At 57.1% G+C, this 23,671-nt stretch carries 16 protein-coding genes and 3 pseudogenes; 4 read left to right on the forward strand and 15 right to left on the reverse strand.

Annotated elements, in window-relative coordinates; genetic code table 11:
- Positions 1–817 precede the first annotated feature (817 nt).
- The 9 genes from RX331_RS24425 to RX331_RS24465 all read right to left on the reverse strand — a co-directional run bounded on the left by RX331_RS24425 (position 818) and on the right by RX331_RS24465 (position 11,457).
- Entirely contained in the window at positions 818–1,807 is a 990-nt protein-coding gene (locus RX331_RS24425; protein WP_317252426.1) for a nodulation protein NodZ, read from the reverse strand.
- 365 nt (positions 1,808–2,172) lie between these two features.
- Positions 2,173–4,260, reverse strand: a complete 2,088-nt coding sequence (locus RX331_RS24430; RefSeq protein ID WP_317252427.1) for a carbamoyltransferase — start codon at positions 4,258–4,260, stop codon at positions 2,173–2,175.
- Between the two features lie 456 nt (positions 4,261–4,716).
- Positions 4,717–5,505, reverse strand: a complete 789-nt coding sequence (locus RX331_RS24435) for an ABC transporter permease (RefSeq protein ID WP_317258231.1) — start codon at positions 5,503–5,505, stop codon at positions 4,717–4,719.
- Positions 5,506–5,508: 3 nt separating this feature from the next.
- Positions 5,509–6,423: a nodulation factor ABC transporter ATP-binding protein NodI gene (gene nodI / locus RX331_RS24440; protein ID WP_317252428.1), complete on the reverse strand. Its 915-nt coding sequence runs from the start codon at positions 6,421–6,423 to the stop codon at positions 5,509–5,511.
- Between the two features lie 9 nt (positions 6,424–6,432).
- Positions 6,433–8,142, reverse strand: coding sequence for a nodulation protein NodU (nodU, locus tag RX331_RS24445; protein WP_317252429.1), 1,710 nt, complete (start codon positions 8,140–8,142; stop codon positions 6,433–6,435).
- Positions 8,143–8,160: 18 nt separating this feature from the next.
- Positions 8,161–8,769 carry a nodulation methyltransferase NodS gene (nodS, locus tag RX331_RS24450; protein ID WP_317258232.1) on the reverse strand — a complete coding sequence of 203 codons (609 nt, stop codon included), beginning with the start codon at positions 8,767–8,769 and terminating at the stop codon, positions 8,161–8,163.
- Between the two features lie 29 nt (positions 8,770–8,798).
- Complete coding sequence (nodC, locus tag RX331_RS24455) at positions 8,799–10,154, reverse strand: chitooligosaccharide synthase NodC (protein ID WP_317252430.1); 1,356 nt, start codon at positions 10,152–10,154, stop codon at positions 8,799–8,801.
- Positions 10,155–10,168: 14 nt separating this feature from the next.
- Positions 10,169–10,801, reverse strand: coding sequence for a chitooligosaccharide deacetylase NodB (gene nodB, locus RX331_RS24460; protein ID WP_317258233.1), 633 nt, complete (start codon positions 10,799–10,801; stop codon positions 10,169–10,171).
- Between the two features lie 23 nt (positions 10,802–10,824).
- Positions 10,825–11,457 carry a NodA family N-acyltransferase gene (locus tag RX331_RS24465; protein WP_317252431.1) on the reverse strand — a complete coding sequence of 211 codons (633 nt, stop codon included), beginning with the start codon at positions 11,455–11,457 and terminating at the stop codon, positions 10,825–10,827.
- A gap of 416 nt (positions 11,458–11,873) precedes the next feature.
- Here RX331_RS24465 and RX331_RS24470 point away from each other — a divergent pair, with 416 nt between their 5' ends.
- Positions 11,874–12,818 (forward strand): LysR family transcriptional regulator, encoded by a 945-nt coding sequence (locus RX331_RS24470; RefSeq protein ID WP_317252432.1) that lies wholly within the window; start codon positions 11,874–11,876, stop codon positions 12,816–12,818.
- A 435-nt stretch (positions 12,819–13,253) separates the two neighbouring features.
- Here RX331_RS24470 and tnpA read toward each other — a convergent pair.
- Positions 13,254–13,718, reverse strand: a pseudogene (gene tnpA, locus RX331_RS24475) (IS200/IS605 family transposase).
- Positions 13,719–14,239: 521 nt separating this feature from the next.
- Between tnpA and RX331_RS24480 the strand changes: the two are divergent.
- Entirely contained in the window at positions 14,240–15,241 is a 1,002-nt protein-coding gene (locus RX331_RS24480) for a LysR family transcriptional regulator (RefSeq protein ID WP_317252433.1), read from the forward strand.
- Positions 15,242–15,785: 544 nt separating this feature from the next.
- Here RX331_RS24480 and RX331_RS24485 read toward each other — a convergent pair.
- The 5 genes and pseudogenes from RX331_RS24485 to RX331_RS24500 form a co-directional block, all read right to left on the reverse strand.
- Complete coding sequence (locus RX331_RS24485) at positions 15,786–16,376, reverse strand: DUF4337 domain-containing protein (RefSeq protein WP_317252434.1); 591 nt, start codon at positions 16,374–16,376, stop codon at positions 15,786–15,788.
- A gap of 214 nt (positions 16,377–16,590) precedes the next feature.
- A pseudogene (locus RX331_RS24490) lies at positions 16,591–17,062 on the reverse strand (LPS-assembly protein LptD); the annotation flags it as partial.
- A 65-nt stretch (positions 17,063–17,127) separates the two neighbouring features.
- Positions 17,128–17,957 (reverse strand): annotated as a pseudogene (locus RX331_RS24495) (SDR family oxidoreductase).
- Between the two features lie 272 nt (positions 17,958–18,229).
- The gene (locus RX331_RS38945) at positions 18,230–18,499 is read right to left on the reverse strand and encodes a hypothetical protein (protein WP_410708316.1); all 270 of its coding nucleotides are present in this window, start codon (positions 18,497–18,499) and stop codon (positions 18,230–18,232) included.
- A gap of 410 nt (positions 18,500–18,909) precedes the next feature.
- Positions 18,910–19,878, reverse strand: a complete 969-nt coding sequence (locus RX331_RS24500) for an IS481 family transposase (protein ID WP_317252435.1) — start codon at positions 19,876–19,878, stop codon at positions 18,910–18,912.
- A 1,199-nt stretch (positions 19,879–21,077) separates the two neighbouring features.
- Between RX331_RS24500 and RX331_RS24505 the strand changes: the two genes are divergently transcribed.
- Together RX331_RS24505 and RX331_RS24510 are read left to right on the forward strand one after the other, a co-directional pair.
- Positions 21,078–21,485 carry a hypothetical protein gene (locus RX331_RS24505; protein ID WP_317252436.1) on the forward strand — a complete coding sequence of 136 codons (408 nt, stop codon included), beginning with the start codon at positions 21,078–21,080 and terminating at the stop codon, positions 21,483–21,485.
- Positions 21,486–22,140: 655 nt separating this feature from the next.
- A complete protein-coding gene (locus RX331_RS24510) occupies positions 22,141–22,842 on the forward strand; it encodes a MerR family transcriptional regulator (RefSeq protein ID WP_317252437.1) in 702 nt (233 codons plus the stop codon).
- Positions 22,843–23,671: the final 829 nt, after the last annotated feature.

A 23,671-nucleotide genomic window follows, 5' to 3' on the forward strand; every position in this document is an offset into this window, starting at 1 on the left:
TGGCGCGTTCGACATACAGGCACGTTTGCTTTCGGACAGCAGCAACGCCTTGCGCGCACCAAGTCGAATTCGAGTGCCCGCAAGCATCCCGGCCCACGGCGCTTTCCATAGACCCGGCTTATTCACCAAGCGGGCACAGTCCGGCGTTGGCGGTTGTCGCTGGTTGTGTGCTGCTGATGCAGTCACGTGAGGTCCGCGATCTAGGTTGAGCCAAGACCGAACCGCTAGCAAGTTACTTGGTACGATCTCATCCATTCGATGCGCGAAGGAGGACGCGCTGTTGCTTTGGCGCTCAGCGCGTCTTGAGAACCAGCCTGCCGTCGATGCCATTTCAATTCATCCTCTCTCGATCGACTGGGGTCTGTTTGTCTCATGAAGCGAGCCGATGAACAAGTGGGGCGCCTCTTCCCAGATCAAGAATCCAGTCGCAAAGTACGACAGCTGCCGTGCTGCTTACATGGCTCGGGCTAGAAAACTGACGTGACCTACGCCCTACGTGAGGTTCGTCTGCAAAGCGGCACCACTTTCATCAGACTCCCTACACCGCCTGGTCAACGGTCCCAGCTTCTCCCATCTGAATGCTGGCGGGACGAGAAGCTGAAAACGCCGGACCTCCCAGCACGTCCCACGTACTCTCGATCACAAGCCTGTTGGTCGGTGCGAAGGGGTACGACGGGCGTGGAAACGTCGTCGACCCTCCTGACCCAGTTTTGCGAGCTCTCGAGAAAGAGATGAAACAGCATCGCCGAGAGGACTAATGGCTTTGCCGCGCAATGGAAACGGGCGATACATCAACGAGGACTGCTCGTTATGGCACTCATACAGCCGACAGATCTGCGGACGATTCTTCAATCAAGATCAAACGATTGGGGTCATTCAAGTCGAACTCAATGACTTGGGGCACGAAAAGGCGCGCATAGCGCGTGAAGGCGCTAGTCGGCGGAAAACGAATCACGGTATCGCATCGCCCAAGAAGATACATCTCGATGAGAGCGGAAAAGCCGCCATCGGCCCCGAGGTCTGCGCTATGTAATGGCCCGGCCTGAGGCGCTAGGAAACGTTTTGGGATAGTGAAAAGATCGGGAAACACACCCGATAGCCGATCAAGAACCTGCGCGCTGTCCGTACACAAGAACACCCTTACAGGTCTTGGATGCGGTAGCGCTTTGGCCTTATGAATGGCAGTACATACCTGCTGTAAAGCGAGCTCCGGATCGGCCCAGTAGGGCGTATGCCCCATAATATCTTCGCCGTTGCCGTGTCGAACATGAACTCCAACAATGGAGTGTCCCTTGAAGTGTTCCTGATAAACCGAATCAATTCGAGCTTGGATGTCAGACCGCGGTTTGATGCTCTGAAATATCTGTCGTTCCGCGTTTTCATCGCAGCGCCACATCAAACAAGCATCACAAACCACGGTGTTAGCTGCAGTATCCTGTTGGGTTTCGAATAGATGACTAAGCTCGTCACGTTCTCGGAAAATTTGTTCATCTGGCCGGTAAACGCAGTCGATCGGCGACCTATTCCACCAGCCTGGGAAAAATGGACTCGGGAATGAGAACTGATTGATCTGGTCATCGCAGATAGTGCGTACGCCGCCAATGTCTTGAACTGGTTCGAAAAACACCGGAAAGGCGTTCGTGAATGGTTCATCAAGATAACAGGAGCCGCGCCAATCGATGGCTAGGGTCCGCCCCGTCCGCTGCGCATAACGCCAAGCTGCTGCAAGCGACCACAGGCAATCACCGAAACCAGTGCGTCGTCGAGAAATAACGAACCGATCCTTCATCGAGCCTCCAACAAGCATTTGCGTTGCACCGCTCAGGGATACCGCATGGATAGGGACATTATCGAAACTCTAGTTGTGGCTTCGCTGTTGTCAGCGATAAAGATGCTAGCTAATCGGGCTGGGAGTTCGTTCGCAGCACAGCTCCCGTGGAGACGATGGGCTGGATGCTTTCCGGCCTTACTTTGCCCAGCAGAAATGTTGCTGTTGACGTACTTGACTACAGCGGGATGGCACTCCGCTCCTTAGCGGCCTTTCGACCTTTTTTTTACGCATGGACCACGTCGCACAGAAGCGGTGTAAGGGCCTTGGCTCTGCCGAGCTCCTGCTGGGCTCGAAGCTACAACCAAGAGCTCAGCCGCCGAATACCCGTCTCACGGCTCCCCTCATACTGAGATTTGGACACGGCCATATTCATGCGTGCCTCTTATGCTTCGTTCGGCATTTGATTGCATGTCTTGATGCACCCGCGAGGAGTGTGCGGGATGTAGTCGGACCCGGCGCTGCTCCCACACCCCCCGGAGTTCCTTGACGAGAGCTTCACGCCTAGCCTGATCGAACGTAATTGCATCGAGCAGATCCCCGAGCACGGCTTCACCCTCTATCCGCATCAGCAGATCGAACAAATCATGGGAAATGCGCATACTGGCACGGCTGGAGAAGCTGGTACGAATCTCGGAGACTGTCTCCTGGCGATCTCTGCCGGTGTAAGCGCGGAATCGATAAAGGGATGTATAAGCCGGCAACGAAACCGCGAGCGCGGTCCAGTCCGCTGTCGTTGCAGCCCGCTTTTTGACAAGGAAAGACCCGACCACAAGTCCATCCAGCTCTGTTGTCAGAAATGTGGCAATCGCATCTGCAACCGAATCCACGATCGGCTCGGCATTGTTGTTAAACGAGGTATTTAACAGAACTGGTATGCCCGTCCGCTTCTTGAACTCGTTAATAAGCTCCCAGTAGGCAGGATTTGTCTTGCGCGATACTGTTTGAAGCCGCGCCGTACCGTCAACGTGCGTAATGGCGCCTAGCAAGTCGCGCTTGGCGTCGCGCACGCGAACTACGAAGTTCATAAAAGGGAATTCGCGCTTGCCATCCGGGAGGTCGAAAAATTCGCGCGCATCCTCCTCAAGCACTGATGGCGCGAACGGTCGATAGCCCTCGCGCTTCTTGACCATTGCATTGATCCGGTCCTTGTTTGCGGCAGGCCGAGGGTCGGCAAGAATGCTGCGGTTGCCAAGCGCGCGTGGCCCGAACTCGGAACGACCTTGCACCCAGCCGATCACCGCGCCACTAGCCATCCAGTCGGCTGCACTCCTTGCCACGTCGTCGCTCCGTTCAACGTCGAGATGCCCGACCCATGCATTCAGCTCCTGCTCTACGACGCGGTCGCTCCCGAGATCAGGACCCCAATAGACCTCCTGCAATCGCTCACGCGGCGCGGGCCGTCCGAGCTCGTTAGACATCATCAGTGCAGCTCCTAACGCGCAGCCAGCGTCGTGCGCCGCGGGTTGCACAAAGATGTCTTCGAAGAGCCCTGAATACAGCAGCTTACCATTCATGGTGCAGTTGTGGGCTACCCCTCCTGCTAGGCACAACCGCTTCATACCGGTGGCGTCGCGATGATGCCTGAGGATGTGAAACACAATTTGCTCCAGCGCTTCCTGCAATGAGGCACTCACGTCTCGATGTTGCTGCGTGAATGGCATTCCCTTTCGCCGAACCTGGATGTTGCGGAGTAACGTCGGACCGATGCGATCCAGGTAGACGCGATAGCCACCATTATCGGTGAGTTCGTAGAACTGTTTGAAGAGCTCCCGATGCGGAGCGGGATCCCCGTAAGGGGCAAGCCCCATGACCTTATATTCGTCGAATAATCCATAACCGAGATATCGAATCGTCTCGAGATAAAACAGCCCTAGAGAATTATTCTCCGTAAACGTTTCGAGTTGCGTCACATCGGTTCCAGAACCTCGCGCCAAGAGACCTGAGAGGAAATCACCACCGCCATCGATGGCGAAGATCAAACTTTCCTCGAGTCCCGACATTGCAAACGCGCTGACGGCATGCGCCATGTGATGAGCTACGAATGAGACACGCGATGCATCAACCTCAGTACCGAACTCCTGCGCTAGTAACATCCGCAGCAACAGTTTGGCGTCCAACGGAGTGGAGATGTCCGGTTGGGAAACCGACAGGCGTTCGAGCATGGCATTGGAATAGGCCTCGGTAGCGTAGAACGCGATACGGTCGATGTCGCTGAGCTGCACTCCCGCTGCCGAAAGGCAGTATTGAATCGAACTCACCGGGAACTTGTTGGAGTGCTTGATTCGATTGAGGCGCTCTTCTTCAACCGCCGCAATCACGCGTCCGTCCCGGACGAGCACCGCAGCGCCATCATGCAGAAATGTGTTCGCAAGTTCGAGTGGATTTTCATAAACTTTGTCTAGCCCCCCGCTTACTCCCAAACACAGCATCTTAACCCTCCATAACTCGTGACAAGGTGGCCCTATTGGCCTGATTTCAGAAGATTCCAGCTAATTCGGCGGAACTGTCGCCCGCCGCTGCGAACGCCAGTCAGACGTCACCAGCCTCCAGGAAACCTTGCGCAAGGTCCGCGCGGCTCAACGACATGAGCTCATCCGATCGTAGTGCCGGCGCTCCGTAGTGCTTATAGATTGACTGGACTCCCTTTCGCGACAGACTGGCTTCCCTGCTTGCGGTATCGTGCTTCAGTCGCAGTCCAGACGCGGCATGGGTACTTGCAACGAATCGCCAACTGTTGATGAAAGATCGCGCCCCCTGCGCTAAAGGGGTCATCTTTCGAATAAAGCGCCCTAGGTGCGACTGTTGCATGCTGCGCCGTCTTAAGCCGCTGCGGCCCACTTCGCGATATTGCATCGTGTATCTCCGTTTTTCTCGGGAACGTCGCGTCAACGCATCAGGCGCCGACGAAACAGCGCCATCGACAGGAAGAACGGCAGGACCGCGTACATGCAAAGCGCACCGATATGCAGGGCGACGCCGTCTGCCGGGCGCTCAAGCATCACTGGGCGAAGGAGTTCAACCGAATGTGCCAGAGGTAACAGGCCGGTGACGTGCTGAAATGCGCTGGGCAACTGGGTTACTGGGAACACTGCGCCGCAGAGGAAGACCATCGGCGTGATGACAAGCGTCTGGTAAAACACGAAGTAGTCGTAAGTGGGCGCAAGCGATATGACGACCATCGCAAGGCTCGCGAAGACAACGCCAGTGAGGGCAATTACTGGCATCGCATAAAGAATGGAGGGCCACCTCGCATAGCCCAGCGTGGCCGCAACAATCGCTATTGTCGTTCCGGCCAGAACGGCCTTGGTGGCTGCCCACGCCAATTCACCGAGAACGATGTCGCCTAGCGTGAGCTGTGTGCATAGGATTGCTTCCCAGGTGCGGTTAGCCTCCATGCGAGCGAAGGCTGCATACATCGCTTCAAAGGTCGCGGACGTCATCGCGCTGGTTGCGACCATGCCGGCCGCAAGAAACGCAATATATGAAGCGCCGTCAACGCGTCCCACGATTATTCCGAGTCCAAAGCCAAGACCAAAAAGATTCGTCATGGGATCCGCAAGATTACCTAGAAGCGATGCAGGCGCGACTTTCCTCCATGCCAGACAATTGCGACGCCATACCGCTATCCAGTTGTATGCGTTCGCGGGCATGACCGCCACATAGCCTTCCCCCATCATTCATTTCTCCATCTCGCGCCCTGTTAGTCGCAAAAAGACATCCTCAAGGTTCGCAGGGCGCTGCAGAAGGCGTAGACCGGCATGCCCACGCAGCCGCACGCGAACCGGCTCTGGGTCTGGCGCATAGCAAAAGAGTGTCTCGCCACTCACCTCGATGCGCCGCGCGTATGGTTTGATCAGCGCAGACAACTCATGCGGATTGCCGCCATAGATCTCGATAACGTCGCAGCCGATCTGCTCATCGATCAGCGTATGAGGCTTGCCTTCGGTGATCTTTCGTCCATCCTCAAGTACACACAGCCGATCGCACAGCCGCTCGGCCTCTTCCATGAAGTGGGTGGTTAAAAGAATCGTCTTGCCGCGGGCTAGAAGCAATCGTAAGCGTTCCCAGATAAGATGGCGTCCGTGTGGATCAAGGCCGGTGGTCGGCTCGTCCATTATCAGCAAATGCGGGTCGTTGATGAGCGCACGCGCCAGCGTCAGCCGCCGCTTCATGCCGCCGGACAGTTCCGCGACGCGTGCATCGGCCTTGCTCTCGAGGCGAGCGAACTCCAGCAGTGATGGCACGATCGCTTCGACTTCGCGTGCGCTCATGCTGAAGTAGCGCCCGAATACTAGTAGGTTCTCGCGTACGGTGAATGCGAGTTCAAGGTTGTCGAACTGCGGCACCACTCCGATGCGCATGCGTGCCAAGCGAGCGCGTGCCGGCATTGGCTCGCCAAGCACCGTGATCTTGCCGGCGTCAGGCCGTACCATGCCGAGGACCATACGCGCAATCGTACTCTTGCCCGCTCCGTTCGGTCCCAGCAGGCCGAAGCACTCGCCCTTCGCAACGACGAACGACAGTCCGTTGACGACGAACTTGGCGCCATATGACTTCTTTACGCCGTTAAGGTCGATTGCTACGGTGGACATACGTTCATCTTAGCTTGCAAGAAGCTGCTCGGCCGGAGCCGGCTCGGTTGCGGCCGTTTTCGTCCAGAGCAAGCCGTCGCACCACACGTGCTTAACGCGTCCCCACTGGCAGGCCGCTGCGACATCCGGGAAGAACCCACGTCCATGGTGGTTGGCACTCGTATTGCAAAGCAGCGGAATGCCCGTGAGTTTTTCATATTCGACGAGAAGCTCGGCGACCTTGTGCTTTGAGGTTCTGGAAATCGTTTGCAATCTCGCCGAACCGTCGAGATGCACAACGGCGGGGACTTTATCCCGCCATTCAGCCCGGGTCTGGTGATCGAAAAGCATGTAAGGATCTGGTGTTCCTGGGTCGAAAATATCAGGTGCACGGTCCTCCAGGCATATCGGCGCGACGGGCCGGAACTGTTCCCGACGTTTGATGTGGTTGAGATGATCCTTCATTCGCGCCGTAGTCGCGGCTGCGAGAATGCCTCTGCCACCCAACGACCGCGGTCCAAGCTCAGCGTGCCCGGCAAGGAAGATTACAGGCTGGTTACTCGCAAGGATGGTAGCGAGTTCACGCATGCTGCAAGGCGCAGCCTCCCATTCGGGCGGCACATCGCTACCTTGTAGGCGTGGACCACTATAGACTGACCATTCCAGTGGCAGGAAGCCATCCTGCGCCGCCATCGCGGCGCAAGCGGCACCGATTGCCGAGCCGCTGTCATTTGGAAACGGTGGCACCCAGACAGCATCGAACAGGCCGCTGGCACGTAGTGCACTGTTCCATTTGATATTCAATCCGCATCCCCCGGCTATGCACAAATTGCGCGGTCCCGGAGCACGCCGATGCCGCTGCAAAGCAGCCTCCATCTGGCAGAGTAGGAGACGCTCGAGGAAAGAATGAAATGATGCAAGCACATCTTGGGGTGCCTCGTCCTGCAACCGAAGCGCGCTAGCTTCGAAGAAGTCGTGCATGGCCGCAAGTGACGACTGCGTGTTGTTAACGTCCGCACGATACCGGCGGGCAAGCTCCGTATAGCCCGCAAAGTGCTCGTCATAGAGCTCGTGAAATACCGCCACGATGCCTTCATCAACAGATCCAAGCCCTATGTAGGCCATCAGCTTGCCGGCAACGCCTAGGTCCCAGTTGGTCCGGGTCGGCTGCTTGTAGGGTCCGAAGTGATGGCCAGCGGCAGCATAGGCATGGCCTATGATCGGAAACAGATATTCGATGAACCGGGCGCCGCGGCGTTTCACATAGTACAGGCGTGGAAAGATTGCGCCGTCCCACACCAGGCAGAAGGCGGGTTGCCCGGCTTTGGCAAAAGGACTTGTGCAGTATGCGGATGCGACATGTCCTGTGACGTGCGGATAGCTCCTGTAAGGGAAGTCTCTGCCGTCCAGCATGAGGTTACCGCCCTCGTGCCTGGCGAGGAGACCCTTGGGTTCGCGCTCCACATACGGCGCTCCTTTGAGCGTGATGGGCACGGCCCCACTGAGGATCTGGAATTGCGATTCGACCTCCCCGTCCCACCCGTCGATGACGAACTGATCAATATCCTGCGGATCCAGACCGTGCTCCGCCAAAGCGACAACAACTGCGTCTAGATTGTCAATGGTTTGATAACGCGGATTGTTGCCCCGTTTTTCCTGTTCGACGCAAAAGACCAGCCGCCCATTATCGACAAGGGCTATCGTCCCATCATGCGTGAGCTTGATACCGCAGATGCGCATATTGCCTCCATGTAATTGTCACAAACGGGGTTTCGGCTTCCGAAAGCATGCGAGCAAGCAGTCTTCGTTATCCGACTCACCCCGGCACTGCAGGCGCTCGATCTCGATCAACCTTTCGTTCAACATACTGATGACCGTCTCGGCACCAGCACCGTGCCCCCAGCGATGGCAAAGGGCATCACGCGCCGATCCGAAAACCAGAAGCCCATCTGGCGCAAGCATAGCCACGAGGTTGCTGATCGCCGCTCGCATCCCGGCCACGTCATCGACGTAATAGAGAACTTCCGCCACAACAATTAGATCGAATCGCTCCGCGGTCGAGAACTGCTGAATGTCGGAGGTTATCCATTTAATGTGCGACCATCTCTTTGTTCGTTGGCACGCCCGGCCAATCGCCCGCGGCACCACATCGATCACGGTGAGTCGTTCGCAGTGCGGTGCTAGCTTTTCCGTGAATGAGCCGGCCGCGCATCCGATCTCGAGGGCATTTGCGATGAACCCCTGGGACAGCGATAGCCGGAGCATTTGCGTATGACGCTCCCGTTCGAACCGGCTCCCATCGAGCCGCCACGGATCGTCGGAAGTCAACTCCCGCTCTAACAACTCATAGTTCTTATTCAACTTCACCGTTCGTTTACCTCGATAAAAGCGCACGATCACTTGCCACTGCAAGCACTGTCAGACGTCACCAACCTCGAAGGGTCGCGCGAAAGATCCGCCCTGCCAATCGACCCACAGAATTCCGAAGCTCCTGTAGTGCTTGGTACAGCGATCGGACTTCGGATGACGACATGCTTTTCACCCCCGTTAGGTGCGTTGGCAGCCTTGCGTGACAGCCAATCGCTGTTGCTCAATGTACACAACGCGTAGGCTTTCACGGGTAGCAACAGAAAGAGGTTGATGAGTGTGTGCAGAGAAAAGCCTAGAAATCGAAGTTGGCGAGCACGAAAAGCTGCCACGCTGCAGCGGACGATGGTCATTAATGCGATCAGTAGACATGTCCCCCAGGGCACTGTGGCTGTAAATGCGAGCTGCGCGATCCCTGTTAATAATGAAAGGGCGAGCAATAGCGGCCCGAGATTCTGCCCGACAACGTCTAGCGTGAGATAGCGATCGAGACCTGACAGCAGGCGCAGCGCAAGCAGCGTGTCCCGGAAAGTGCTCCGCGCCCAGCGGAGTTGTTGGCGCAGATAAGGCCTTAAGCTATCCGGGACCACTGTTGCGGCGATGGCGTCCGGAACGTACTCGGTCCGAAACCCTGCTTTCAGCATGAGGATGGTAAGATGCCGATCCTCACCGAAGTCGCTTGGCTTTCCCCGAAAAAGCTGGGTCTCGTACTGATCAAGCAGCAAAAGAAGCGCGGTCCGGCGGTACATAGCACAGGGGCCGCAGCAACACATAACGGCACCGAAGCGAGCCTGTGCCGCGCGCTCTTCGTTGCAAGCCAGCCAGTATTCCATATCAATTAACCTGGTCAGCCAGGTGTCGCTTCGGTTGCTGGCTGTCAACTGACCCATGGCCGCGCCGATCGCTGGATTCTGCATCTTCCGCGCAAGCTTTGTGATCACATCGCGGGTGAGAATCGTGTCCGAGTCGACATTGAGCACCAACTCTCCGGATGAGCGCCGTATCGCGGCGATCTGCGCCTTGCGCTTTCCAACATTCTTTGGCAGCAGAACGAAGCTGAACCTTTGATCGTCTGCGTAGGTGTCGTGGACGGGCGCCACAGCGTTGATATTTCCCGAACCGTCATCAACCACATAGACTTGCAGAGTTCCTGCGTAGTCTTGATTTGCGAGGGACTCAAGGCATGCCGATAGCGTGCGTGGGTCCTCGTTGAAGCAGGGCACGATGACATCCACGCTCGGCAAAGCGCCGGCATCAACTCCGTTCTCCGACAGCAACGAAACGTCTGTCGGCAGAGCATAAAGCGTCTGCACGCTCTTATAAACAGTCGAGAGCAGCGCATAAGACAAGACAGCGGCAGTGCTGGTTGTAGCAAGCAGGTTCATAGGGGCCTGTGTGTTCAGTGAGATTGTGGAAGCGAGCGGATTGCAAATCCACGGTCATGGATTGCTGGAATCAGGCGGGAGAGCGCCTTGAGAGTCTGGTCGCGCAGGCCAGCATGAGTGCCTCGTCCGGCCTCGTCGGGAGGACATCCGTCGTGCAGGAGCACAATTGCACCCGGCCGAAGAGAGGCTAGCACCGTGTCGATGATCGCGTCGACGCCAGGACGAGACCAGTCTCGCGGGTCGACCGACCAGTGAAGGGCCGCCAGTCCAGCCTTCGCTGATATAGCGAGCGCTTCTTCGGTCCACACACCATACGGTGCACGCATGTGCCGCACCGAGGCCTGGGGGCATGCCATGCTGATCGCGCTGCTCGCCGTTAGTATTTCATGCTGCACTTCGGCGGATTCGCATCTGGATAGGTCCGGATGATTCATCGTATGATTTGCGACTTCGTGCCCTTCTGCGATCATCCGTCGGATTAGCTTCGGCTGGTCCACGGCGTACGCGCCGATGACGAAGAACGTCGCAGGGACCCTATGTTCCGCCAGCACATCGAGGACATCCGGTGTGCAAAGCGGATTAGGACCGTCGTCGAACGTTAAATAGACGTTGCGATGTCCGTTGGCCTCAGCGCACTCGCTACGCATTGCGGTCGAGCAGTTGAGATATGTCACAGCTCTGGCCCGTTCCGATCAATCATCGTACCGGTCGGCCACTCGCTGATCGGCCTTCCAAGTGGTAGAACCACAACGAGCACATCTTCGGTGCGCGTGGGCGACAGGTTGAGATACACATCTGGGAGGGTTGACCGCACGCGAACCCCCGACAGAACGGTGGCAAGACCCGGCCGTTCGAGCAGCCTTGCAAAATGTCCCTTCAGCGCGTACCTAACAGCGCCAAAGCCGAATGGAACGCCAAGCTGCTGGAGTACTGGATACATCACGCGCATTGAGTGGGTGATTCCGAGTCCCTCAAGATCCGGGCGTACACCGTACAATCCGAGCTCGGCCACCAATAGGTCGACTTCTCCGACCTTGATGAAACGGCGCAGTATGCCGATGTGAGCAGCGACGCCGCCAGTGTCATAGCCGATGATACGGAGCTCTGGCCTCGCGCCGGCCCAACTTCGACCGCCTTCGAATGGATTTGCATTAAACTCGCCAGTCGGTCCGTAGGTCTTTCGGAAGAACTCGGACAATCCGATGTGGTCGGCGAGTTGCAATTCATTCTCCCAGCACACCCTCCACTGCACCTGAGAGCGCATGGAGAGACCTCCCGCCGAACTGGAGACGATTATATTCATGGCTGCCCCCGCGCAGTGTCCAGCATAGGTGAGTGGAGTTGATGACTGCGAGCAGCTCGTGCAGCTAAGCCGAAGTCGAGCGCCGGTTCAGCCGTACGGACGCGAACGGCCAATATACGAAGGCTTGGGAATACTATACGAAGGTTTATCAGCAGTCGGCGTCCACGCGACGCTTGTCGTACCGACTCCAGCCAATGCAGATTGCGCAAGCCGCCGAAAGTCGCCGCAATGGACACACCGGTGGATTGACGCTCATCATACATTTGAGAATGTCTCTCAGAGCCGGGGCAAAGATCGTTATTCATCCTGCCTGCCTGACTTCGATTTCTCCGACGTTTTGCTATCCGTCATTCCGTAAGATTGGTACAATCGATTGTTTTGATGTAAATCATCTACACCATGGATAACTCAAGATCATGCGTTTCAAAGGCCTCGATCTAAATCTCCTCGTTGTGCTCGACGCGCTGATGACCCAGCGCAATCTCACGGCGGCGGCACGCAGCATCAACCTGAGCCAGCCGGCAATGAGCGCTGCCCTCGCCCGGCTGCGGGCGTATTTCCGCGATGAACTATTCACGATGAGCGGCCGCGAACTTGTCGCAACACCGCGCGCGGAGGGGCTCGCCGCGCCGGTTCGCGAGGCTCTGGTGCACATCCAGCGCTCCATTATTTCGCGCGACGCGTTCAACCCGGCAAGGTCGACCCGCCGCTTCAAGATTATCCTTTCGGACTTCACGACAGTCGTGTTCTTTCGAAAAGTTGTGGACCGGATCGCCCGGGACGCTCCCGGCGTCACTTTCGAACTGCTGCCAGTCGCGGATGACCCCGACAGGCTTCTTCGGCGCGGTGAGGTGGATTTTCTCATCTTGCCGGAAGTGTTCCTGTCGAACGCGCATCCTAAAGCGACACTATTCGAGGAGACACTCGTGTGCGTGGGCTGCCGTTCCAACAAGCAGCTGCCAGCTCAGCTTACATTCGAAAGATACGCGTCGATGGGGCACGTTGCAGTCAGGTTCGGGCGTACGCGCAAGCCCTTGATCGAAGAACGGTTCCTGCTCGAACCCCGTCAAAAGAGACGCATTGAGGTGGTTGTGCAAAACTTTAGCATGATCCCACCAATGCTAGTAGGCACTAAGCGTATAGGAACGATGCCACAAAGGCTGGTTAAGCATTTGGAAAACACGATGCCGCTACGGATCGTCGAACTTCCGCTGCCACTTCCAACATTCACTGAGGTCGTCCAATGGCCCGCCCTTCACAATACCGATCCGGCAAGCATCTGGATGCGGGAGATATTAATCCAGGAGGCCTCCCGTATGCCTTCTCTACATGAGACCATTCGAAGACCCTCCCGCTCGTAACTTTACCCTCAAGCGTGCACCTGCTCTTCGTCAATCCAGATATATCCTTGAGATGCTTCAAAGGTCTCCTCGGACCTTTCTATCCTGCAACTTGTATCGCGAAATGCTCTGCGAGAGGCATATACGCCATCTTCATGCAAAACAAACGCTGCATTTCGAGGCCACAGCCGGGGCGACTTCGCGTTCAGATAACTCTGATGCTCGCCATCTACTCTATCGTTTAATCAAGCGATCCATTCTTTCTTCTCCGAGCCGCGGATAGACTCTTGAGCGCGTCGTCTGGCAAGAGCCGCCGCGTTCTAAGAATTAGCCAGACGTCGCAACGGAATGTTTTCGACGATTGCGGTGGCCAACATACGGCAGCCCGTCTCCACGAGGCGAGCCAATAACCTCTAGCAGAGCGGAGGTTTGATGAGGAACCCGCCAAAGGCGGTTTTAAGGGACGTAGGACGAATGTTGGGATTTTGGGACGGCTGAGATCTTTAGCTCAACCAGCTGCTGGTCAGCCAATTCCAGATTTCTGATGTAGGCGCGGATCATTTCCTCATCCCGCCTACGGTCGTGACAAAATATCCGCAAACCCAGAATTTGTGGCCCAGGAAATTTCGCATCTTGCGCTCGACATTCTGCGCGATCCATATCGAGCTCTTCCCCTTCATACATCCGATGATCTGCACTACCGAATACTTCGGAGGTATCGATATCAGCTCATTAACGTGATCAGGCATCAAGTGCCTCTGCTCGATCCGGCACTCCTTCGTCGCGCCAGATCGTAAAATGCTTGGCCCAAGTGTCGCTTGATGTTCCGAACAGCAATTTCTTGCGGTAATTCGGCGTGACCACGACGTGGTACTTGCACTCCCAAGTCGCGGGATAAGGATGGTTGTACTCTGCTTCCATCATGGTCTCCTTGAGGGTTCTTGGCGGTTCCCCAAGGGACTTCATTCCCGCAGCTGTAGAACTGCGGGGTTTCGCCCCGCCAAGGCGGGGGCTTAGCAGGTCTGGTTAAAACATTTTGCAAGACGAGCATCTTGAAGAATAGAAACCAATGTTCAACTAGTTCAATGAAGTCGCTTGAATCGCACGCTGCGTCAGGTTGTAAGATTTCAATTGCGACCCAAGCAACGCCACCCGGTCGATAGTGCGTTAGCGTGCAGCGCTGCCGGTGTAAGGGCACTAGCGAGGCACCGATCCGCATGGATCAATTTAGCGGCATGAGCGATCGTCGGAGCGAGCAAGGCCCGCCTCAAGCTGCAGGCGTCTTCCACGCCGGGCTGCCCGCTCGTTCGCATCAACATGCTCTCGGGCGAGTACGAGGGCATTCTTCTCGATTGCGCGTGAAGCCAGAAGGATCGTCTCTCGGCTGAGACGGAGATTGTCCATGGGAATAGCCGTTGTTGCTCAATGCGGAGTAAAAATACTTGCGTTTCAAGGGCCTCGATCTAAATCTCCTCGTTGTGCTCGACGCGCTGATGACCCAGCGCAATCTCACGGCGGCGGCACGCAGCATCAACCTGAGCCAGCCGGCAATGAGCGCTGCCCTCGCCCGGCTGCGGGCGTATTTCCGTGATGAACTATTCACGATGAGCGGCCGCAAACTTGTCGCAACACCGCGCGCGGAGGGGCTTGCCGCGCCGGTTCGCGAGGCTCTGGTGCACATCCAGCGCTCCATTATTTCGCGCGACGCGTTCAACCCGGCAAGGTCGACCCGCCGCTTCAAGATTATCCTTTCCGACTTCACGACAATCGTGTTCTTTCGAAAGATTATGGACCGGATCGCCCGGGACGCTCCCGACGTTAGCTTCGAACTGCTGCCACTCGTGGATGACCCCGATGGGCTTCTTCGGCGCGGTGAGGTCGATTTTCTCATCTTGCCGGAAGTGCTCCTGTCAAACGCGCATCCTAAAGCGACACTATTCGAGGAGACACTCGTGTGCGTGGGCTGCCGTTCCAACAAGCAGCTGCCAGCTCGGCTTACATTCGAAAGATACGCGTCGATGGGGCACGTTGCAGTCAAGTTTGGGCGTACGCGCAAGCTCTTGGGGGACAAATGGTTGCTGCTCGACCCCCCTCTCAAGCGACGCATCGAGGTCGTTGTCCAGAGCTTTAGCTTGATACCGCCCATGCTGTTACACACCGGCCGTATAGCGACAATGCCCTTAAGGTTGGTGAAGCATTTCGAAGAAACGATGCCTCTGCAGATCGTCGAACTTCCGCTGCCACTTCCAGTGTTCACTGAGGCCGTCCAATGGCCCGCCTTTCACAACAGTGATCCTGAAAGCATCTGGATGCGCGAGGTACTATTGCGGGAGGCCTTCCAGATGGCTCCTCCCCACAAGAGAACGGGAAGGTCCACGCGACTTCAATTCGCGCAGAGCGTCTCATCGCCTACTCTTCGCAACAATCCAGATCTCGATGCTTAGTACGAACAGCCCTCGTTCATCATAAGCACGCACCTGCAAAAAACGCGTTTTAGATAATCGTCTTTCTCAATCCACCCTCAAGCGAGACCATTTGCGGTGCAGGATCTCCTGCGTGTAACGGTTCGCAGCGTTGCTATGGAATCTAGCAGTATTGGTTCTTCATGATACTCTGCGTCGATTTGGAGAGCCATCAAAAACCGTTGGCAAGTGCGCGGGCATCGCACAGTCTGTTGCGCGGCGCTCGTTGAGGATAATCGCGTGCTGGCGGGTCACTCCTCGGTCCGGTAAGGCCGAGAGCTGGTCCGCGCACGCTGCGCCTGATCTAGCTCTTTGGCAAAAGCGCGTGCGATAATCTTAGCCGCCGATTCCGGCTCACGTTCGACCCTCGATTGGCGTTCCGGCAGGCCGGAGACCCACCTGACCCTCATGGGAACGTTTTGGCAAATACTCGCGCGCCGGTACTCCTACCATCCGCAATCGATGTATCCCGCGCTATGAGGCTGGCCTGCGTGGGGACCACAGTGGACCAACGTGCGGACCGTTCTCAGTGCAGATGCAGGATGTGCGGCCACCAAACGCCGAGCGCCGTCACCCCGATTCCGACAAGCGTTAGCACGCCGCTCACATAAGCGAGCGCAAGCATGCCAGTTATGACGGTCGTCGACGCCAACACGATTCCGATCTGGAACGCCGCCGAGGCCAGCTCGAAATGGTAATACTTTGCCGCAGCCTTGTCGCGCTCGTGCTCGGCATGTTTGGCTCTTGCGGAGAACTGCGCGGTGCCTTCGCCGGTTTCCGGCTCCGAGGCAGAGCGCGCGACGCTCTTCTCCCAGTCCTCGATCTGCTTCTGCATGGCAGCTTTGATCGCCTCATCCGTTTCCGAGCGCTGGATGAGCTTGGTCAGCTCGGCCGCGGTCTGCACCACGGTGCCGCGCATCTTCTTGGCCTGGAAGAACGCCCAGTCACTGGCAGCCTTGATGTGCTCACGGTTCGCTTCGGTGTGCGCGCTCTTGCCGAGCGTCTCCGAGATTGCAAGGAACAGCGCCAGCATGGCGATCAGCAGTGCGATCTTCTTGTTCTCGCCAGCCGCGTGCTCGGCATGCTCCGCATGCTTCATGCTTTCATGTGCGCTCATGATTCCCTCTTTCCTCGAGACACCGCGACTAGCCGAAACCGCTGAGTAGCGCGCAAGGCAGCAGTTTGTGACGGGAATGAATTGCGCGCTCGATCGCTGGTTCTTGGGGCTGCCCGACCGAGCCGCGCCCACCCAGGAGTGCTTCGCCTCCGGTCTTCCGATAGCGAGCGCGAACTGGCCTTGGTGTATACGCCGCTGTGGAAGTCGCGGTTGCCGGCTCCCCGGCGAACGCGCCGAGTTCGAGCTGGTTAATGCCATAGGCGCGGATCTGGTAAGAGCCGTTGATCAGCCGCTGGCGGAACTCGCCCTGGAATAGCGTATTCAGCTTGGTGGTGAAGCACGGATTGAAGGTCGAGTCATATGCCGCCGCGATCGCCCAGTAGAACCGGGTCTCAACCGCGCAGCTATAGGAGTTGGAGCTGTAGGCCGGCATCAGGAAGTCCGTCTTGCGCTTCACAGTCGGATCAAGCGTCGAAAAATACAGCAGATACGCCATCGGCACGCCGAAGAATCGAGCTGCGCGTTCTCGAAATGCAGCATTTTGTCGGTCTGGTCGTGAATGATGCGCGCACCCTTTCCTGCCACATCGGCGACTTCTTCGGGTCGTCTTTGTACTGCGCGCAGGCAGTATAGACGCCGTTTTCGAACGCGGTGTAATTGCCCGCAGAACGATTGGCGCGCGCACTTTCGGAGCAAACGCGATTTTGCTTGATGTAACTCAACTCCGCTGTGATTTGCCGGGTACGTCCGATCACAGCTGCTGGCCACCATTGATGGCACATCCGTGCCGGTGGCATAACTCGCTGCAGCCGCGCATAGGAAGAGGATGACCTTTGCGACTTCTTCGGGCGCGCCCACCGGGCGCAGCGGGATGTTTGCGACAAGACACGCTTCCGTGTCGGGCGACACAATGTCCATCTTGATCTCGCCGGCGCGATCGCATTGACGCGAAGGCCATGCGGCGATAGTCGTGCGCCATTTCGCGCGCGAGACACGCGAGCGCAACTATTGATGTCCCATAGGCGCTACCGGCAAACGAGTGCACCGGCGAACCTGCCATTGATGTCACATTGACAATCGAACCTGACGCAGCTCTCAGCTCGTGAAAAAGGCGTTGCGGCAGCAGGATCGGCGCGACCAGTTTGTGGTGGAGCACGCCAATCCAGGTTTTGACTGACAGCGTCAATAACGTCATTCGTTCGCCATTCGAAGTCTCCGGTGAAATGCTGGCATTGTTGACCAATGCATGCAACGGCGCGCCTGCGAGGCGCCACTTGATCTCAGCGATGACACGCGGCAGCAGGCGATGGTTATTGAGTTCAACCTGGACATGGTCGTCTGCGCCTGAGTTCAATCGAACGGTTGGCGCGCGCAAGTAATGACGCGCCAGCCCGCTTCCGAAAACAGCTTTCCGGTGGCGTGGCCAATGCCGCGCGACGCGCCGGTCTGCACCATGGTCTTCCGCTCTCCCTGCTGAATGCGGTCCCTATCGTCCTGAAATGGACAGCGCACGTCCGTCGCCGACGGCGAACCGGCAACTGCATCGTCGTTTCTCAAGTCGAGAATCAAACGCGCCTCCATCTGTATTACCTCACCCCTGAGCGCAAAGCAGTATTTGGGCCAGTTACGATGTAGATGAATGCTCTGCGTTTTTCGGGCTGAATGTCGCGTTTGCAACAGCTTTGGCGAGTTCCGACATAAGCAGAAAGCTTCGATGCACGCAGCCAGCCGAATTCGAATTCCCGCAAGCACGCTTCGCCGCAGCGCGCTCTGCATTAGCTCCGGGCCTTCGTCCAATCGTGAACTGGCTCTGGGACTTAGTAAATGTGCGTCTCGACACTCACTTCGGTGCGCTAGATGAACGGGCTGATCAGCGCACACAGGATGAGCATAGAAGTCGTGATCCTCTCACGATCAGCACGCACTGCGGACAATCCTGATTCGCCTACCGATAGATGCATCGCTGGATGAAGCGGCGCAGTAAGCCGGCGTGACCTCAGGCCGCGTGCGTTGTAGCCGATTGCATAGAACTCAGGTCTCTCACCCGCCCCTTCGATTGCCCACGAATAGTTTTCGACGAACTCGCTAGGCGATCCGAAGCCATAAAACTCGAACAGTTCGATGTGGTCGGCGAGAGGAGCTCATTTCCTAGCAAATCCTCCTGCGCATCTGAGTGCGTATGGCGACGTCACGATATCTTGAGACGACAAGATTGTCGGTACCCGCAGCGAACGATTTGGCTCTTGAGCATGGCTCTATGGATGCGAGCATTTCGCGATCGCTGATTGACTTACTGAGCTGGTGGGAAAGGCCGGTTCGAAGCCCGCTCGCCCCAGCTCGCCTCGTGATCGGAAGATGGGAATGTCCCTTCCTGATGCAAGGATGCGAGCAGATGAGCCCAAAGATAGAAGCCGGTCACCCGCAGGCAATTGCATATCAGCGATCAAGCAGGACGTGATGAAGAGACCGTTCGCCTCCACGAATTCATCTGCGCTAAATTTGGATGTAGCCCCGCCCGAAAACCCCATGCTCGCTAGTTGTGGAGCCTCAACAGGTTGTTCCTGGTTTGAGCGAGTCTGCTGATGGGTGGCATAGAGCCGATACTGCCATGAGGGCGATGCCAATTGTAGCGGTGAAGCCATCTTGGCAGTTCGGCGGCACGTTCTTTTGAGGTGCTGTAGGCGCGGGCATAGGCCCACTCGCGCAAGCTGGTCTGGATGAAGCGCTCGGCCTTGCCGTTGGTCTTCGGCGTGTAGGGTTTGGTACGGATGTGCTTGAGGCCGAGACGTTTGCAGGCTCTGCGGAAGGCAACGGATTTGTAGCAAGCGCCGTTGTCGGTCATCACCCGCTCGACCTTGACGCCCAGGCTTGCGTAGTAAGCGATCGCCACCTTGAGGAAGGCCACGGCGCAGCCCTTTCGCTCGCTCGTCATGACCTTGCTGAAGGCAATCCGGGAGGCATCGTCGATGCAGACGTGGACGTACTCCCAGCCCGGCCCTTCGCCGCGGGCGCGCTGGCTGCTCTGGCCGGTTCGGTCACCGGTGATGCGATGGCCGATCCGATTGAACTTGCCGAGCTTTTTGATGTCGATATGGATCAGTTCGCCGGGCTGTTCACGCTCATAGCGCCGCACCGGCTCCGCCGGTTCCAAGTTGCGCAATCGGTTCAATCCCAACCGCCGCAGGATGCGGCTCACGGTCGCCGGCGAGACGCTGACCTCGGCCGCGATCTGCCTGCCGGTGTGGCGCTGCCGGCGCAACGCCTCGACGGCAGCGCACGTGGCAGGCGGGGTTTGGTTCGGCAATGAAAGCGGCCGTGAGGAACGATCACGCAACCCCTCCACACCTTCCGCGCCGAAGCGGTTGACCCATTTGGCGACCGTCTTCGCTGTAACGTTGAACCGGAGCGCGGCTGCGGCCTTCGTCAGGCCGCCTTCGATCACGCTCCGCACCATCGCCTCTCGACCTTTCGGCGTCAGAGGCGCATTCTTATGAGTGTCCATTCGGTTCTCCCCTCGGAATCTGAAGCTTCAGCAACCTCAGCTTCCTCGGTCAGGGCCGAATGGACAACCTCCTGAAAGCTCACAGCTAGTGCTTTACGTGGACCGATTTTCGTCAACAACGACAGTCGACTCGATTACCTGTGCCCTCCGCGCAAAGCCATTCGAGATGTTCCCCTGCACTTCCCCAGATTTGGTTGCGGCAAACACGGGATCGATTTCGCCGGCGCACAAGCATTTGGCAGTTAAATCGGCTCCGCGCTCGCAAGCCGAAGCTTAGTCGAGGCGCGCCTAACTCACTTCTGAGCAAAGGGAATGGACAACGCTGCGCCGTGATTTTCCCAGTAAGTACCTAAGTGCTCTGAGCGCCCTGAAGGATGTTCGTGCCGTCGGAACTCCGACGTGATACACCTCGAGCAGGCCACAGAACAACGGGCGCAGTGGACATGCGCCTCGGTTGCGCTTCGCGTAGAGCTGCAAGTTTTCGGGAGCCAGGGCAACGATTGATAACCATGCTGAAGTGCCTATTTCTCTCGACCGGCGGTTTGCTATCCGCTATTCCACGCCATTGGTACAATCGATTGTTTCGATAAAACGCATCCATACTGTGAATAGCCGACACCATACTCTTCAAAGGCCTCGTCTAACGCTTAAGTCGCGTTCGATGCTCTGATAGCAGGCGAAGCCTCAGCGGCAGCGCGCAGAATTCATCTGAGCTAGCCAGCAATGAGCGCGGCCCTCGCCCGGCTACGCGCCTTTTTGCACGATGCTCTGTTTACGGAACGTGACGTTCTCAACGCGTGCTAAGGGCTCGCCGCGCCACATTCGCGGGGCTCTGGTGCATATTCATCGCCATTATTTTACGCGACCCATTCAACTTCAGGATCGTCCTCGCGACTTCATGGCAGTCGGCCTTCCTTTGAAAGATTGCGGATCGTCTCGCCCGAGAAGCGCCGGCGTCAGCTGCGAAGTGCTGTCACTCGCGGATGACCCCGATCGTTCCTTCGGCCTCGTGACGCCTTTTCCTTATATTGCCACACCTGTTCATGTGGAACGCGCATCTTACGCGACAATATTCGAGGAGACACTCGTGTGCGTCGGCTCTGTTCGAACAAACAGCTATCAACTCAGCTTAGACTCGAGAGATAGGCTTCGATGGGGCACGTTGCAGTCAAGTCCGGGCACAAGCCCTTGATCGAGGAATGGTTCACGCTCGTCTCGCCCTCAAGCGACACATCGAGGTCATGGTTTCGAGCATGAGCTGTGTTGCACAACTGCACCACTTGAAAGGATACCGTATTTCGTCGATGTACGCCGCGGCTTGTATCCTTTTGACTAAACAAGGCCAAAAGTCAGACCACGTGCGCCCGCCTGGCGCGATGAAAACACGGAGTCGAATGTTGCAACAATACAGTGGTGTTTACGATCCCGAAGACCTTTTGATGTTGGGAAAGATTTTTGACAAAGCATGCGCGGCTTTACCCGCATCTATGCGAACTCGGGAAAACCGAACGGAAATAGCCAAGCTTGTTCTCGCACGTGCGGAGGCAAGCCAAACCGAGTTGGCGTCCCTAGCGAGCCTGATCGACGCCATTGCCGCCGCCGCTTGACCGAAGGCGATCTGAGGAAAGCCACCTTGCTTGCGCCGCACCGTGTCGGTTCAGTTGGACCGATGAAATCGCTTGAACCTCACGGGACGTCAGGTTGTAAATCGGTAAACATGACCAACACTACACGAGCAAGGCGTCCATGGCGCGTCGCCAAACTTGCAGAAACTGCCTACGTAGCGGTACGCACGCTGCATCGCGGAGCATACGTGTTATTTAGTGCGTCGGAGCGCACCGATGCGGACCATGCATGCACTACGGTGAATGCGCAGGACAGGTATACCACATTCCAGCGCTGTACAAGCCTGGCTTCTACCTTCAGGAGTGGGGCCGAACGTTGCATCGATGCAGGAGTTGCGAGCGGGAGGGCTTCTCGGCCTTGAAAACGATTCTGATGAAGCATTCGCGGCATTACCCGGCGTCTGTGCGAAATAGCAAACACGGGCACGGCAATCGCCGAGATCACGCGCAGCAGCAAGCAGAGCCGAGTTTATGTCCCTAATGAACTTGATGGGACGTCATTGCATCACCGCTAATCAAGCGGCGATCTGAGGAGAGTCACCTTGCTTGCGCCCGCATGGAAGACTGGTTCGGCTAGATCATTGAAGTAGCTTGAATCTCACCTGAAGGCAGGTTGTAGGCTTGGAAATTGAGAAACATGACCAAAGCTACACCACGAAGGCGCCGATGGCGCATCGGCGAACTTGCAGAGTATACCGGCGTAACGGTACGCACTCTGCATCACTACGAGCACATGAGGCTATTAAGTGCATCTGAGCGTACCGGTGGCGGTCACCGGATATACGACAGCGATGGTGTACAACGAGTATACCAAATTCGCGCACTACGTGAGCTTGGCTTCTCCCTTGAGGAGATTCGCAATGCGATGGAGGGCCGCTCCTCGCTTACTGACCTTTTGCGTGATCATTTGGAGCGCATGGAGCTCACACTCGAACGTACGACGCTGTTGCGAGATCGTTTACGCGATATGACGACGAGCGGCGAAGTACATGTCAGTGTCGATGAGCTACCTGCAACTTTAAATGCAATGTCGCGTGTTAACAAACGTGCTCAAGCGCCCCGATGCAGCTGCGCCTCAGACCCAGAGCAAGAGGAGCGGTGGCGGCGGATCCAGGAGGAGTTGCGCGATTGTATGGCTCGGGGCGAACATCCTCGCAGCAAACGAGTAACTGCTGTAGCGCTTCAAGCGCGCTCGCTAATTACCGAAGTCGCAGGCGCGGATCCAACAGCGTCGACGATACTGAAAGTTCTCACGCGATTGAGCGCACCTCTCGAATGCGCTGGCTGGGATCTCAGCTTAGTGCGGTATCTCGATCTTGCACTTGCCGCCCTGAAGTGATTAGCCGTGCTGACGCTTGCGCGAAACCACCGCGCAAGTTGCCGTTCACCTTCAGAGCCTGTCGGCTCTCTATGAGCGACTATTTGGACCTCGATAACCGATCGCCGGCTTAGGGCACAAGCGGTTGTTACGGCAAATGCAGAATCAACATTTGATCTACCTGGGCTTGTTTTGCAAAGCACCCGCCGTGACGATTCACGAACCATGATTGCGTTGGTGGAGAGCGCATCAGCGGGAGACGCGTATGATGGGGCGGCGCGAAGAAGGATTAAGTACAGTTTTTCTATTGGTTCGATCTCGAGATGGTGGTTCCACTCTATCATCTAGTTCGGCAAATCGACGGTTTGCCCCACCTCGATTCGGTGTACAGGGAGTTGGCGCGTTATTACTTGCAGAGGGGACAGTCCTCGACTGACCTGGTGCTGATGATCCGGATGCTCGTTGACGGCTAGGTGTGTTTGCAATGCTTTCCGAGCGCCCGATTTGCGCTGAGATTCAGGTCAGCCTTGCCTATCGCCGTTTCTGCAAGCTCGCCAATCGAAGACAAGATTCCCAATCACTCCGTATTGCCGTGCGCGGCGCGAACGCTTCCGAGAAAGCAATGCCTTACACCGGGTATTCGAGAGCGCGGTCGCGACGAGCATCTGGGCCGGCCTGGTAGGGCGGCGAGGCGTTCTCGCTCGATGCGAGCCTGATCAAAGCGGACGCGGATAGGAAGAAGCGGATCCCCCGCTCAGCCGTTTGCATGGAAGGCACCCCCTGCGGGTTTCGCGAGCAGCTTGCAGGCCTCGATGCAGGCAACCGGGATGAGGGTCGTAGCGGCGGCGGA

This window comes from Bradyrhizobium sp. BWA-3-5 (assembly GCF_032917985.1).
Lineage (GTDB): Bacteria > Pseudomonadota > Alphaproteobacteria > Rhizobiales > Xanthobacteraceae > Bradyrhizobium.

What these genes read in the sequence shown, in the direction of transcription:
- RX331_RS24425 (WP_317252426.1), bottom strand. Translation starts at nt 1,807, where the DNA reads ATGCTTGTTGGAGGCTCGATGAAGGATCGGTTCGTTATTTCTCGACGA.
- RX331_RS24430 (WP_317252427.1), bottom strand. Translation starts at nt 4,260, where the DNA reads ATGCTGTGTTTGGGAGTAAGCGGGGGGCTAGACAAAGTTTATGAAAAT.
- RX331_RS24435 (WP_317258231.1), bottom strand. Translation starts at nt 5,505, where the DNA reads ATGGGGGAAGGCTATGTGGCGGTCATGCCCGCGAACGCATACAACTGG.
- nodI (WP_317252428.1), bottom strand. Translation starts at nt 6,423, where the DNA reads ATGTCCACCGTAGCAATCGACCTTAACGGCGTAAAGAAGTCATATGGC.
- nodU (WP_317252429.1), bottom strand. Translation starts at nt 8,142, where the DNA reads ATGCGCATCTGCGGTATCAAGCTCACGCATGATGGGACGATAGCCCTT.
- nodC (WP_317252430.1), bottom strand. Translation starts at nt 10,154, where the DNA reads ATGAACCTGCTTGCTACAACCAGCACTGCCGCTGTCTTGTCTTATGCG.
- nodB (WP_317258233.1), bottom strand. Translation starts at nt 10,801, where the DNA reads ATGCGTAGCGAGTGCGCTGAGGCCAACGGACATCGCAACGTCTATTTA.
- RX331_RS24465 (WP_317252431.1), bottom strand. Translation starts at nt 11,457, where the DNA reads ATGAATATAATCGTCTCCAGTTCGGCGGGAGGTCTCTCCATGCGCTCT.
- RX331_RS24470 (WP_317252432.1), top strand. Translation starts at nt 11,874, where the DNA reads ATGCGTTTCAAAGGCCTCGATCTAAATCTCCTCGTTGTGCTCGACGCG.
- RX331_RS24485 (WP_317252434.1), bottom strand. Translation starts at nt 16,376, where the DNA reads ATGAGCGCACATGAAAGCATGAAGCATGCGGAGCATGCCGAGCACGCG.
- RX331_RS24500 (WP_317252435.1), bottom strand. Translation starts at nt 19,878, where the DNA reads ATGGACACTCATAAGAATGCGCCTCTGACGCCGAAAGGTCGAGAGGCG.
- RX331_RS24505 (WP_317252436.1), top strand. Translation starts at nt 21,078, where the DNA reads ATGGTTCACGCTCGTCTCGCCCTCAAGCGACACATCGAGGTCATGGTT.
- RX331_RS24510 (WP_317252437.1), top strand. Translation starts at nt 22,141, where the DNA reads ATGACCAAAGCTACACCACGAAGGCGCCGATGGCGCATCGGCGAACTT.